The organism is Pelomonas sp. Root1217, from assembly GCF_001425705.1.
In the GTDB taxonomy this organism is placed as follows: Bacteria; Pseudomonadota; Gammaproteobacteria; order Burkholderiales; family Burkholderiaceae_C; genus Pelomonas.
The window spans coordinates 971,395-984,327 of sequence record NZ_LMDC01000028.1 but is presented as its reverse complement, the minus strand read 5'-3'; the positions used below and the strand labels follow the sequence as shown (position 1 = coordinate 984,327).

10 protein-coding genes are annotated in these 12,933 nt (G+C 69.3%); 5 read left to right on the top strand and 5 right to left on the bottom strand.

Annotated elements, in window-relative coordinates; genetic code table 11:
* Positions 1–24: 24 nt before the first annotated feature.
* Positions 25–2,010: a GGDEF domain-containing protein gene (locus tag ASC95_RS24530; RefSeq protein WP_162250846.1), complete on the bottom strand. Its 1,986-nt coding sequence runs from the start codon at positions 2,008–2,010 to the stop codon at positions 25–27.
* 277 nt (positions 2,011–2,287) lie between these two features.
* Between ASC95_RS24530 and ASC95_RS24525 the strand changes: the two genes are divergently transcribed.
* From ASC95_RS24525 to ASC95_RS24510, 4 genes are all read left to right on the top strand, one after another.
* On the top strand, positions 2,288–5,296 hold the full coding sequence (locus ASC95_RS24525) for a CHAT domain-containing protein (protein WP_162250845.1): 3,009 nt from the start codon (positions 2,288–2,290) through the stop codon (positions 5,294–5,296).
* Positions 5,297–5,411: 115 nt separating this feature from the next.
* Complete coding sequence (locus ASC95_RS24520) at positions 5,412–5,999, top strand: FecR domain-containing protein (protein ID WP_057300264.1); 588 nt, start codon at positions 5,412–5,414, stop codon at positions 5,997–5,999.
* Positions 5,996–8,959, top strand: a complete 2,964-nt coding sequence (locus tag ASC95_RS24515; RefSeq protein ID WP_057300263.1) for an EAL domain-containing protein — start codon at positions 5,996–5,998, stop codon at positions 8,957–8,959. Before ASC95_RS24520 ends, ASC95_RS24515 begins: the two co-directional genes overlap by 4 nt.
* 74 nt (positions 8,960–9,033) lie before the next feature.
* Entirely contained in the window at positions 9,034–9,531 is a 498-nt protein-coding gene (locus tag ASC95_RS24510; protein WP_057300262.1) for a hypothetical protein, read from the top strand.
* Between the two features lie 140 nt (positions 9,532–9,671).
* Here ASC95_RS24510 and ASC95_RS30935 read toward each other — a convergent pair whose 3' ends face one another.
* Entirely contained in the window at positions 9,672–10,019 is a 348-nt protein-coding gene (locus ASC95_RS30935; RefSeq protein ID WP_157256487.1) for a hypothetical protein, read from the bottom strand.
* A 25-nt stretch (positions 10,020–10,044) separates the two neighbouring features.
* Between ASC95_RS30935 and ASC95_RS24500 the strand changes: the two genes are divergently transcribed.
* Complete coding sequence (locus ASC95_RS24500) at positions 10,045–10,977, top strand: HAMP domain-containing sensor histidine kinase (protein ID WP_057300260.1); 933 nt, start codon at positions 10,045–10,047, stop codon at positions 10,975–10,977.
* Positions 10,978–10,988: 11 nt separating this feature from the next.
* Here ASC95_RS24500 and ASC95_RS24495 read toward each other — a convergent pair whose 3' ends face one another.
* The 3 genes from ASC95_RS24495 to ASC95_RS24485 are packed head-to-tail and all read right to left on the bottom strand — an operon-like array spanning position 10,989 to position 12,749.
* Entirely contained in the window at positions 10,989–11,702 is a 714-nt protein-coding gene (locus tag ASC95_RS24495; protein ID WP_057300259.1) for a GGDEF domain-containing protein, read from the bottom strand.
* Positions 11,699–12,478 (bottom strand): serine protease, encoded by a 780-nt coding sequence (locus tag ASC95_RS24490; protein WP_057300258.1) that lies wholly within the window; start codon positions 12,476–12,478, stop codon positions 11,699–11,701. Before ASC95_RS24490 ends, ASC95_RS24495 begins: the two co-directional genes overlap by 4 nt.
* A 25-nt stretch (positions 12,479–12,503) precedes the next feature.
* Positions 12,504–12,749 carry a hypothetical protein gene (locus ASC95_RS24485; RefSeq protein WP_057300501.1) on the bottom strand — a complete coding sequence of 82 codons (246 nt, stop codon included), beginning with the start codon at positions 12,747–12,749 and terminating at the stop codon, positions 12,504–12,506.
* Positions 12,750–12,933 lie beyond the last annotated feature (184 nt).

Sequence of the window (12,933 nt, the reverse complement as noted above, 5' to 3'; positions counted from 1 at the left end):
CCAATGTTTCGGCGGATGGGCGGATCAGGAGTGCAGGGGCTCCAGCACCCCTTCTGCAATGGCCTCCTCGAGGCCGCCGGGCGGCAGCCTGGTGGCTGAAGGATTCAGGCGGCTCAAGCCAAACCAGCCGTTGCGTCCACGCGCCTTGGCCAGGTACATGGCCTGATCGGCCAGCTCCATCGAGCGCTGCCAAGGACTGTCGGGTACCAACGGATACGGGGCGAAGCCAATGCTGCAGGAGACCTGGAGCGCCTGGCCACCCGGCAGTTCGAGCGGCCGTTCCTCGATGGCGCGGCGCAGCCTTTCCGCCAGCAGGGCGGCATGGTCCCGTGGCGTGCCTCTCGTCAGCAACATGAACTCCTCGCCGCCCCACCGGATGAGCTCGTCCTCTCCCCGCACCACGCCCTTGAGTCGCGTCGCGGCCTGCTGCAGCACGGCATCGCCGGCCGGATGACCGTAGGTGTCGTTGACCTGCTTGAAGTGGTCCAGGTCGATGAGGAAGAAGATGAGATCGACGGGTTCGGCCTTCGATCGACCGTGGCCCTGGTGGGACCGGTAGGCCGCCGCGGCATGCGAGTCGATCTGATCCATGAAGTGCCGGCGGTTGTGCAGCCCGGTCAACGCATCGGTGACGGCCATTTCCTGAAGCTGGTCATTGACGGTCGCGAGCGCGCGCGCATGCTTGCGTGTGGTCCGCACCACCAGGAAGGCAGCACCCGCAAGCGCGGCTGCAGCGATGATGGACGCTACCGTGATGACCCGGCTCGTCCGACGCTCGCTGGCGAGGCGCTGTGCCCGCTCGCGGTCCGCATCGGTCAGGGCCTGGTCCAGGCTGAGCCTCGCACGGTGGGCTTCGTCGTTGCTCTTTCTCAGGCCTTGAAGGTGCTCGACCAGCGCGCCGTAGGCCTTGTCGGGGAGGCCGGCGAAGGCGTATTCCTCCGCCACTTCGTCCAGGGCTTCCCAGCGGTCGTCGCCCCGGGACTCGGCTTCCAGGATCGCCAGCCCCTCCTCGTGCCTGCCCAGCCGGTTGAGTGCCTTGCCCCGATTGAATCGGGCGGCGTGCAGCAGGCCCGGCATACCGCCGGCAGCCGGAATGGCGGCGTCCGCCATTTCCAGCGCGGGACCGGGTAGGTTGGCCTTCAGCAGCGCATCCGACTGGTTGCACAGGAAGTGGGCCAGTATGTTGGGTGTGCGCCCCATCCCCTTGACGACTTTCAGCGCACGCGGCCCCAGCGGGAGCAGCTTGTCCCATTGGCTGGCGTCGCGGTACATCAGTCCCAGCGTGATCAGGGTCCGGATCTGATCAACGCCCGCATTCGCCGCGGCCTGCTCTTGAAGGATGGCGAGAAGGATGCGCTCGGCCTCTTCCACCTTGCCATCGGTCCGCAGCCGATCCGCCCACTCGCTGCGAGCCCACCAGGTCAGCTCGTCGCCGGGGTGGGTCATGGCCAGCTCCATGGCGTCCTGGGTAAAGCGGCCGAAACTGTGGAAGTGCTCCCAGTCTTCCTCCAGGGCCAGCAGCACCTTCAGCTCATCGCGCCAGGCCTTGCGAGCGCGGGCTTCGGCCAGCAGCTTCATGCCTTCCAGGACGGCTTTGTCGAGATCGCGTTGGGCCTTGAGCTGCCCGATACGCAGCAAGCGGTAGCGAAACTCCAGTTCTGCATCGGGTGAGCGCTTGAGCTGGGCGGCAACCTGGTCGAGCATCTCGGCGGAGCGGGCGAGATCGGAACCGCGCAGTTGCTTGCTCAGCTCCATCGTCGCGATGGCGGCGGCTACCGAATCCCCTGTGGCTTTCTCCCTGTCTCGCGTCTGCTCAAGGAATGCCAAAAGCGCCGCTTTGGGGGCGAAGAGTTTCAACTCCCGGATCTGCTCGTCCAGGCGGGCGGGGGGCGCATCGGCACGGCAGGCGCCGCCCGGCGTCGCCAAGCCCAGGCAGATTGCCAGCGCAACCGCGCCCGCCCTGATCTCCCACAAGGGCCGGATCGCAGAGGAATGAGGCAGTCGAAACATGGACAAAGCATTGTGGCGCCCACCTCCAGGCAGCGCGGCCGGCCCGAGGTGCGGCGATGCGCTGATGCACGACATTGGTCACGCGATCGCACCTGCGCTGGGCGCGCGGCGTGATCGCCAGCCTGCTTCTCATCGGCTTTTAGCGTGGCTGGAGACTCTGGCTCACCGGCAGCCGCGTGCGGCCGTCCTGTCGATGGCGCCAGTGCCCTGTGGCACGTGCGATAGTCGTTCGCACCTTCCGGCATCGACCAGGGAGGGCAGGACCATGGAGGCGGAGATGCGAAGGCATGGACCCTGGGCTTGGTTGCTTGCGCTGGCGGTCGGCACGGCCAGCGCCCAGGTTGACGAGGAAGACGGCGAGACCCCCGTCGTCATGGCGGAGCGCGAGGCCCATGCGCTGCTGGCTGAAGCGCTGCCGGCCGAGCCCGGGGCCCGCTACGCGCTGCTGCAGCGTCAGGCCCGCGCGGCCCAGGCATTGGAGCAGCGCGGCAAGTACGTCGAGCTGCTGCGCGAACTGGCCACATTGGGTCGCAGCCAGCCCGGCGGCGAGGCCTGGATCCGCCAGTACCTCAGCGCCGAATTCATCTGGGGCAGCTCGGGCCAGTCCATGGCCGCGGCCGATGCCTTCGCCAGTGACACCACGCTGTCGCCGACCGCCCGCGCCGAGGCTGCGCTGCGACAGGTGTATGCACTGGCCCAGGCGCGCGACCGCTCCATGCTGGAGCGCATGTGGTCGCGCGCCCAGGGCCTCGTCAGGCAGGCGCAGGAGGCGCTCAGCAACCGCGACCCCGCGGCGACGCTGCGGCTGCGTGTACAGCATCTGCAGGTGCGCTCCGAGATCGAGCGCTGGGACGGGCGCCTGGCCGATGCGGTGGCGACGATGCGCGAAGCCGTGCGGCTGGCGCACAAAGGTGTCGAGGACGCGCGCCGCGCGGCCAAGGACACCAGTAAAAGTTCGCGCGACCCCGCCGTGCAGGACGCTTACGGTTGGTATGACGGTTCGCAAGGCATGCTGGTCTATGCCCTGGTGCGGCACGGCCGCGCCCCCGAGGCCATCCAGGTGGCCCAGGGCAATCTGGCGCTGTGGCGGAGCGGCCAATTGAGCGACGCTTTGGGTGCGCGCTGGAGCTACCGCCTTGGCCAGGCCCAGGTGGCGGCGCGCCAGTACGCCGCTGCGCTGGAGAACGCCCAGCGCGCCGACGACATGTTGCAGCGTTCCGGCGCGAGTGCCGCCAGCCACACACGCTGGCTGGCGCGCCAGGAGCAGGTGAGGGCGTTGATCGGCCTGCGTCGCTGGCCTGAGGCCGATGCCTTCTACCGCGATTTCCTCGCCAGCCTGCCCGCCGACAGCCTGGCCAAGGACCGCGCCAGCGACTGGCGGCTGCGCGCGTTGCTGGCCGCCAAGAACGGCCGCTTTGACGAGGCGCTGGACGCTGTCGAGCGCGTATTGCGCTATCGCCAGCGCCTCTACGGCGAGACCCATCCGCAGACGCAGGAGGCCAGCGGCGTGCGCGCGCTGGTGCGCCTGCTGAAGGGCGACATGACCGGCGCCTGGAGCGACTACCAGCCGCTGTTCACGGCCCTGCTGGACAACCCCGGCGGCTGGCAGGACCTGGACCTCAACGGCGCCCGTGGCTTCGTGCTGGGCCTGGCTTTCGATGAATTCCTGCGCGAGATCGGCGCCCGAGCCCTGCGCGGGGAGGCGCTGGAGCCGGCCTGGACCGACCGCGCCATGCAGGTCGCCGACCGGCTGCAGGCCGGCGCGGCCCATCGCGCGCTGACCGATGCCACGGCCCGCCTGCTGGCCGCCACGCCAGCCCTGCGCACTTTGCTGGAGGAGGAGGCCAACCTGCGCGCCGCCGCCAGCTCGCGCAATGGGGCTCTGGCCACCCAGCTCAACGAAGAGGACCGCCTGCGCCGGCGCAACAGCAGCGAGGAGACCAAGGCCGAACTCAAGGCCCTGCCCGACGCCGAGCGCAAGAAGAAGCAAAAGGCCCTGGCCGATGAACTAGCCGCCGTGCGCGAGCAGGTGCGTGCGGGCCGTGAGCAGGCCCAGGCCGCGCGTGAAGCCTTGAATGCTCAGCGCGAACGCGTCGCCAAGGCTTATCCGGCCTATGCCGATCTCGTCACGCCCGCGCTGCCGCCGCCGAGCGCACTGCAAAAGCTGATGTCGCCCGGCGAGGCCCTGCTCGTCGTGCAGCCGCTGGAAGGCGCGACGCTGACCTGGTGGATCACACCCGGCGCGCCGACGCGCTTTGCCGCGTCCAGCATCGGCGCGGCGGGCTGGGCCGACAAGGTCGCGCAGATCCGCGTCGCGCTGGACCTGAGCACCGGCCGCCCGCCCGTGGTGCCGGCTACGGCCCTGCATGAAGTCTGGCGCGAGCTCGTCGCGCCGCTGCAGCCGGGCGCCGACGTGAAAAGCCTGCTTGTCGCCGCTGACGGTGCGCTGGCGGCCCTGCCGTTCGCCGCAGTACTGACCACGCCGGAGTCCGATGCCTTTGTCGCCCGGCGCATGGCCGTCACCCAACTGCCCTCGGCCGGCGCGCTGTTCGCGCTGCGCCGCTCGGCTGCCCCGGCGCCTGCCACGAAGCCGCTGTTCGGCGTGGGCGACCCGCAGTTCAAATCCGCCTCCAAGGCTGGCCGCGCCGCGCTGGGCGCCAGCGCTACCAAATACGACGCGGCCTGGGGCTTCAGCTATGGCGACATCCCTCCGCTGCCCGAGACCCGTGTTGAGCTGACCGCCCTGGCCAAGGCGCTTGGAGCCAACCCGCACACCGACCTACTGCTCGGCGCGGCCGCCACGCGCGAGGCTGTGCTGGCCGCGCCGCTGCAGGACCGGCGCGTCGTCGCCTTCGCCACCCATGGGCTGATGCCCGGCGAACTGCCGGGTGTGTCCAAGCCCGCGCTCGCCTTGGCGCCTGGCGCAGACGCCAGCGTGTCTCCGTTGCTCGAACTCGACGACATACTGACCTTGCGCCTTAACGCCCAGGCCGTGCTGCTGTCGGCCTGCAACACGGCTGCGGGCGAGCAGGGCGGGGCGGCCATGTCGGGCCTGGTGCGGGGTTTCTTCTTCGCCGGCAGCCGCTCGGTGCTGGCCACGCATTGGGCGGTGGAGACCTCGTCCGCCGCGGCGCTGACGGCCGCCACCTTCTCGGCCAAGGCGCCGCGGGCCGAGGCGCTGCGCCTGGCTCAAGTGGGGATGATCGAGGGAACTCTCGGTGGCGGGCGCTGGGCGCATCCGTTCTACTGGGCCGGATATGCATTGTTTGGTGATCCATCGAGATAGGAGCAGGGACGTGATCAAGCCGATGAACACAGCCACAGAGGCACAGAGACACAGAGGTCTGTGGCGGGTTTTCAGGCTTTTCTCTGTGCCTCTGTGGCTCTGTGGCTGTGTTTTGTTGGGGTTCAGTTCAGCCGCCTTTGCCCAGCAGGCCTGTGAGGTCATGGCCGTCAGCGGCGAGGCCCAGCGCGTCGATGGCAAGGCGCTGGCGGTGGGCGACAAGCTCGACGTCGGCACGACGCTGCGCACCGGCGCGGCCGGCCGCGTGAGGCTGAAGTTCGTCGACGGTTCCGTCGTTGTGCTGGCCGACAAGAGCCAGCTGCGCATCGAGGCCTTCAGCGTGGCGCCTGCCCAACCGCGGGCCGCCGAGCTGCTGTTGGAAACGGGCCTGATCGGCCAGCGCGTGACGCCGTCGAGTGGCGGCAGCTGGCGCGTGCGCACGCCCACCGCCGTGACCGCCGTGCGCGGCACCGAGTTCAGCGTCGAGGTCGGCGACGATCGCGCCACCGCCGTGCTGGTGAAGACCGGCGAGGTCGACGTCGAGCCTGCCGGCCCGCAGACCCGCGGCATCAAGCCACGCTACCCGGTGCGCCTGCAGAAGAAGCTCAACGGCACGCATTGCGATGGCAGCCAGTGCGCGGCGGCCATGGCCTGGACGGCCGACAAGGTCGCTCGCGTCGAACAGCGGCTGGGGTCGCTGGATTGAGATCCCGCATCGGCTATGTGCTGATCGGCCTGGCGGCGGCCCTGCTGGGCCTGGCGATGCTGGCCTGGCGGGCCGACGTGCCTGTGCTGGAGCGCCCCGACCAATGGGCGCTGGATTGGCAGACGCGCTGGCGCGGCGAACTGGCGCCGGGCACCGAATTGCCGCTGCTGCTGGTGCGCGTGGACGACGCCGCGCTGGAGGCGCTGGGCGGGCGCGTGCCCGACCGCGCCGAGATGGCGCGTGCCGTGCAGGCCCTGCAGGCCGGCGGCGCGCGCGCCGTGGCGCTGGACATCCTGCTGCTGCCCGGCGGCGGCACACCCGAGGGCAGCGCAGCCCTGGCCAGTGCGATGAAGGCCTGCGCCTGCGCCCTCATTCCCTTCTCCCTGCCCGACGACGGCAAGCCCGACGCCTCCTCGGCGCCCGCGCCCGTGCTGGCCCAGGCCCTGCTGCGCTATGACGATGAGGCCGCGCTGGCGCGCAGCGAGGGCTACTACCGGCCGCGCCGTCTGGTCGCACCGGAACTCGGCCTGGCTGAGGCTGCTGCGGCCCTGGGCCACATCAGCGTGCGGCCGGAGCCCGATGGCAGCATGCGCCGCGACCTGCCGCTGCTGCGCCTGAACGGCGAGGTCTATCCCTCCCTGCCGCTGCGTCTGGCCGCTTTCGCGCGCGGTGTCGACTGGGCTTCGGCCCGCGCTCGCTTCGGCGCGGAATTCAGCGCCGGCAAGGGGCTGCAGTTCCGCCTGGACGAGCTGTCGCGCCTCGGGGTGAACTACTACGGCCCCGGCGGCCCGGCCAGCAGTTTTGACAGCGTGGGTTTTGCCGACCTGCTGGCCGGCCGCGTCGAGCCGGCGCGGCTGCAAGGGCGCGTGGTGGTCTTGGGCGTGTCGGCCCTGGCCGCCGGCGACCACGTGCCCACGCCCTTCGACGCCCGCCTGCCGGGCATGGAGAGGATCGCCACCGTCACCGACAACCTGCTGACGGGCCGCAGCCTGGTGCGTCCGGCCTGGGGCGGCGCGGCCGAACTGGCCGCCGTCTTCCTGCTGCCCTTTGCCGCCGTGGCGCTGCTCGCCCGCCGCTCCCTGGGTGTCGCCTTGGCCGCCATCGTGCTGGGCACGCTGGCCCTGCTCGCCGGCGTGCAGTGGGCCTTCGAGAGCCACTACTTCGTCTTCGCAGTGGCGCCGCCGCTGCTGGCCCTGGCCATCGCGACGCTGGGCGGCAGCGCACTGCGTGCCGGCATCGAGCAGGGCCGGCGCCGGGTGGCCGCGCGCCAGCTCGCCGCGAGCGAGCAGCGCTACGCCTTGGCGGCCCAGGGCGCCAACGACGGCCTGTGGGACTGGGACCTGACGACGGGCGAGGTCTATTACTCACCGCGCTGGCTGGCGCTGATGGGCCTGTCTGCCGCCGAGGCCGGCCATGCCATCCAGGCGTGGATGCAGCCCCTGGAGCCTGCCATGCGCCACGCCTTCGAGGCCGAGCTGCAGGCGCATCTGGACGGGCAGAGCCTGCAGTTCCACCAGGTGCTGCATTTCCATCAGGGTGGCCAGGAGCGCTGGCTGCTGGCGCGCGGCCTGGCCGTGCGCGAGGGTGAAGGAAAGAGCGGCAAGCCGGTGCGCATGGCCGGCTCGCTGACCGACATCTCCGAGAGCCAGCGCCTGCAGCAGCAGATCAGCTTCGATGCCCTGCACGACCGCCTCACCGGCCTGGCCAACCGCGTGCTGTTCCGCGAGCAGCTGACGCAGCTGCTGTCCGGCGTGCTGGCGCCCGAGACCGGCCTGCTGCTGCTCGGCCTGGATGGCTTTCGGGCCTTGAACGAGACCCACGGCCCCGTGGTCGGCGATACGGTGCTGACCGAGCTGGCCAGCCGCCTCAAATCGAATTTCGGCGCGCGTCATTTGGTGGCCCGCATGGGCCCCGATCAGTTCGCGCTGCTGCTTGCCGGAGGCGACAGCGCGGCCGACTTGGGCCGCCGCGTGCAGGCCCTGCTGCAGTCCCCCTTCAATGTCGCGACACCCATGCTGCAGCTCACCGCAGGCATCGCCTGGGCCCAGCGTCGCCATGGCCCCGCCACGGCCGACGAGCTGCTGACGGCGGCCGAAGGGGCGCTCGCTCGCGCCAAAGCCGGCGGCCCCGGCCAGACGCATGAGTTCGACCCCGCCGAGCAGCTCGTCGAGCAATCGCGCCGCTGGCTGCGCGACGCCATCGACGCAGCCCTGGCCAGCGACACGCAGTTCGAGCTGCACTACCAGCCCTTTGTGCGGCTGTCGGACCGCGCCCTGCTCGGCTTCGAAGCGCTGATCCGCTGGCGCCATCCCGAGCGCGGGCTGATCATGCCGGGCGACTTCATCCCCGTGGCCGAGGCCAGCGGCCAGATCTGCGCCATCGGCCGCTGGGCCCTGCTGGAGGCCGCGGGCCAGCTGCGACGCTGGCAGGCGCTGGGCTTCACGGGCGAAGTGGCCGTGAACCTCTCCGGCGTGCAGCTGGAGCGCGACCTGGAGCTGCTGGCGGATGCGCGCGCAACTTTGGCCGCACTGGGCGATGTGCCGACGCATCGCTTGAAGCTCGAAGTCACCGAGAGCATGGCCATGGCCAACCCGCAGCGCAGTGCCGAAGTGCTGCAGGAGCTGGCGCGCATGGGCTTCAAGCTGTCCATCGACGACTTCGGCACCGGCTACTCGTCACTGGCCTATCTGCACCGCTTCCCGTTCGACACGCTCAAGGTGGATCGCAGCTTCGTCATCCGCTTGGCCGCCGGCCGCGAGGCCCAGGAGATCGTCCGCACCATCGTCGGCCTGGCCCTGGCCCTGGGCAAGCAAACGTTGGCCGAGGGCGTCGAGGACGAAAAGCAGGCGGCGCTGCTGGAGCAACTGGGTGTGCAGGTGGGGCAGGGTTGGCTGTTTGCGAAGGCGCTGCCGGAGGCGCAGGCGACGGAGGCGATCAGGAGCGCGCCGTGGCGGCGGTAGGGCATGCTCTTGGCCGGTTTTGCCTAGCTACATCCGTGGGCGAATTTCCGTTGGACTTCACAAAGGCGTAGCCCATGCCAACTGCGCTTGAAATCGTCGACTCCGCCGTAAAGATTGGACTCGGCGCACTCATCAGTGCGGTCGCGACCCACTTTGTGACGACGAAAAACCATGCCCACGAGATAAGAAAGGCGGCGAGGGAAGACAAACGGGAATTGCTTCGCAGTATCGCGAAGACGCTAGAGGAGGCAACGTCAACAATGAACCTTGCCACCTATGCGTATGAGCACGAACCAGAGTCACGCCGTGACGCCGAGAAGAAGCTGGTCGATGCCCTGAACGGATTTGGTTCTGCCAAGTCTCTGGCTTTGCTTTCAGGCTCCAAGAAACTGTTCGTAGCGGTCGTGGATTTGCGCAGTGGGGCGGAGGCGATTGCGGCCTACTACCTTCAGCATGGCGATCACTATGCCGTGAAGGATGCGAACGGCCTGATTTCTCGCATGAACAGTGCTTGGCCTGCGGTGTACGTCGAGTTGGAGCGTGCTTATGCCGAGACTCATGGTGACGGCTGAGCGAGCCATCAGCTGAATTTCGCAGATGGCTTACTGGCGTCTGTGCTCCGCCGCACCGATGCCAGCGACCCAAAGGTCTAAAAGAAGGGCGTGCGGCGCCCTGTGCTCGCTCCCTCAACGAAAGATCCCATGTCCAAAGGTCAACGCGGCAACAAGGAACAGAAGAAAGCGAAGAAGGCCCATGCGCCTGCGCCTGTGATTCCCGCCACCTCGGCTGAGAAGGCTGCGGAGGCGATTTCTGTCGCTCCGCGCAAGAAATAGGCTTGGCAACTGGCCGGTCCCGCACCGGGCAGGAGAACCTGCAGGTGACGACGGCCTTCGGCCGCCAGCTGACGGGCTTTGCGGGCATCGTCCTTGTCGTCAGCAATCCGGTCGACGCGGGTGATGACCGAGGCTGGGTTGGAAACGCACCGTTGGTGCGGCAGCGCACGGAACGCCGCTGGGGCTTCGGGAATGCTTGAGCCGTCGATATAGCGGCTGCTCACCATGAACTCGCAACACCCTCCATTCGGCATGACGGTCGCGCCCCAGGGCGCGGCGATCCTGACCGGCACGCACGGCTCATTTGGCTCGCACACCGGTTGGCGGGATGTGACCGGTGATCCGGGGCCCGACCCCCACGCGCAGGCCTCCGAGCTGTGGCAGCAAGCCGTCCATGACCTGCGCGGCAAGCTCAGCGTGGTCACGGCGGTCACTGCGCTGTTGCAGAAGCCGCGCGGCGACTTGCGCCGTTTGGAATTGATGGCCGTGCTGGATCGCAACGTTGCCGGCCTGCGAGAGCTGCTGAACGGCGTGGCCGACCTGGCCCGGCTCGACACCCAGCAGGAACGACCGGTGATTCGCACGGTGGACGTCGCCAAGGCGCTCGACGACATGTGCAACAACCTGCGCATCGTGGCGAATTCGCGCGGGCTGAGCCTGGAGATCAGCGGCCCAGCGAGCCTCGTCGCGGAGAGCGACCCGCTGATGGTGGCGCGTATTGCGCAGAACCTGATGCTCAACGCGATCCAGTACACGCGCGCAGCCGGCGTGGTGCTGACCTATGGCCACTGTGGCGTTGGGGAAGCTGGCCACTGGTACTTCGATGTCGGAGACGCCGGTCGCGAGCTGTGCAGCGGTGGACCCATCGGGCTCATCCGAACTGCGGCCGCGCCGGCAGCCGCGGCTTCGGGCGAGGGCATCGGCCTGTCCATCGTCGGCCGCCTGTGCAGGCTGTTGGGCGGAACGATGGAGATCAGGAGTGCTGCCGGGGCCGGCCGTATCACACGCATCAAGCTGCCCCAGCGCTATGTCGGCGCGCTTCAGGAGCTGGTGATTGCTTCGGTCGCGCGCAGGGGCGTCCCGGTTGCGGGTCCATGGGCTCCCGCCGCATTGCAAGCCGGCCCGATGCGGGAGCTTTCCTTGCCACAGCCTGTTCCCGCGAAGCCCGCGCGCTTCGCCGGGTGAGCGTCCTGGCGCTAGCGCGGGTGCAGTGCAGCGCGCTTGATGCGGTACATGGCCTCGTCCGCCTTGCGCATCAGCACGCCGGGCGACTCGCCGTCGTCGGGGAAGACGCTGAAGCCGATGCTGGCCGAGATGCACATGGGATGGCCGGCGAGCAGGCAGGGTTCGGCCAGCGCGGCGGCGATCTTGCCGGCCACTTGCGCGGCGTCCTCGCGCCGCGCCGCTGCAACCAGCACGACGAACTCGTCGCCACCCATGCGGCAGACCGTGTCGCTGTCGCGAACCGTGGCCTGCAGCACGCGCGCCGCACGCTGTAGCAGCAGGTCGCCGACGGCGTGGCCAAACTCGTCATTGACCTGCTTGAAGCCGTCGATGTCGAGGAAATAGATGATCAGGCGCTCACCATGCCGGCGCGCGAGGGCAATGTCGTGGCTCAACCGGTCCCACAGCACCTCGCGGTTCTTCAGCCCGGTCAACGAGTCGGTCTGGGAGGCCTTGACGGCCACTTCCAGCGCCGCATGGGCGGTCTGCACTTCCTGCGTCGCCAGCTGGTTTTCCACCTGCAGGCGTTCGTTCTCCAGGCGGGCGTCATGAGCAGCCGACAGGCCGCGCTCGCTGCGGGCTTCGAGGATGGCGGCGTGCAGCTCCAGCAGCGTCGCCTCGGCGGCGGCGATCTGCCGCTCCAGCGCCGCGAGCCGGCTTTGCGCACCGTCGTTCCCTGAGTTCAAGGCGAGGCCTTGGCCGCCGGCTCGGGTTTGGATGGGGGTTCGCGGCGCGGCGAGGGTTCGGTCAGGGTGGCGAGGATGTCGGGATACCAGGCCGCATTCAGGCCCAGCGACTCGTCGGCTTCGAGGTCGCGGTTGCCAATGTCAAAGCGCGTCGAGTGGATGCCCACCAGCAGCCAGGGCAGCGGCTTGCGGCCAGGCGCCCGCATGACGACCGGCGCGCCGCTGATGCCGCGATGAGTGCGCGCATCGGTCAGGAACCAGCCCTGACCCTGGAAGCGCCAGCCGTAGGGCGAAGCGATGGCGCCCTGGCGCACGACCGGGAGATGGTGCAGGTCATCGTGAAAGCCAAGCGGGAAGCCGGTGATCAGGATGGGCTGACCCAGCGGCACGTCGTCGTCCGCGCCGGGCAGGCTCTCGAGCGTGAAGGCGGTGAGCTGGACTGTCTCGGGCAGGGCAGCGGCGTCGATTTCCAGCACCGCCACGTCGATGCCCCCGGCGTCGTCCCGGCCCTGGCGCCAGTTGGCGCGGCCGTCACGGTAGAGCAGCACCGACAGCACGATGGCATCGGTCAGGTTGTCGGCGTCGGCATGCAACTCGAGTTCGACGCGGTCGGGATGGTGGTCGGCCTCTTCGTCGATGAAGACGTGCCGGCTGGTGACCAGGTAGAGGCGGGCGTCGCGCCGGAAGAAGAAGCCGCTGGCGCCGGTCAGCGCGCGCTTGCCGTCGAAGGTGCCGATGCGCGCGATGGCCAGCAGCAGGGGGTCGGGTGCCGACATCGTAGGGCCGGGTGGGCGCCGCGCGTCAGTACGCCGGGCGCGGGGTGATGCGGTCCAGCTGCGAAGTCAGGTGCCGGCACATGTTCTCGCCCGTCGTCGTCAGGCGCAGTGAGCCGCCATGCCACTCGAGCCAGTGCAGGGCGACGTACTCGTCGATGGTTTTTTCGGCGATCTCGGCGGCGCGGCGGCGCTTGAGCAGGTCGACGGTGGCGAGCAATCCATCGCGCAGCGCGTCACGTTTGGTATCGGGAGCAAGGGGGACCGGCTTCATCAGCATCTCCAGCGCGTGAGCATTGAGGCGCCGTCGGTGCGCGCGGCGGCCCTGTCACGCAGGTCGTCAATGGGGGCGGTGCCGCGTTTGGCGCGCTCCTGGAAGGGGCGGGCCGGCGGTGCCGGGAGGGGCGCCTCGAAAAGACTTCGAGGAGTGGAAGTGGGGCTCGCCGCTGCAAGCAGAT

Coding starts and splice junctions, on each gene's coding strand:
- ASC95_RS24530 (WP_162250846.1), bottom strand. CDS start 2,010: ATGTTTCGACTGCCTCATTCCTCTGCGATCCGGCCCTTGTGGGAGATC.
- ASC95_RS24510 (WP_057300262.1), top strand. CDS start 9,034: ATGCCAACTGCGCTTGAAATCGTCGACTCCGCCGTAAAGATTGGACTC.
- ASC95_RS24485 (WP_057300501.1), bottom strand. CDS start 12,749: ATGAAGCCGGTCCCCCTTGCTCCCGATACCAAACGTGACGCGCTGCGC.
- ASC95_RS30935 (WP_157256487.1), bottom strand. CDS start 10,019: ATGGTGAGCAGCCGCTATATCGACGGCTCAAGCATTCCCGAAGCCCCA.
- ASC95_RS24500 (WP_057300260.1), top strand. CDS start 10,045: ATGACGGTCGCGCCCCAGGGCGCGGCGATCCTGACCGGCACGCACGGC.
- ASC95_RS24525 (WP_162250845.1), top strand. CDS start 2,288: ATGCGAAGGCATGGACCCTGGGCTTGGTTGCTTGCGCTGGCGGTCGGC.
- ASC95_RS24490 (WP_057300258.1), bottom strand. CDS start 12,478: ATGTCGGCACCCGACCCCCTGCTGCTGGCCATCGCGCGCATCGGCACC.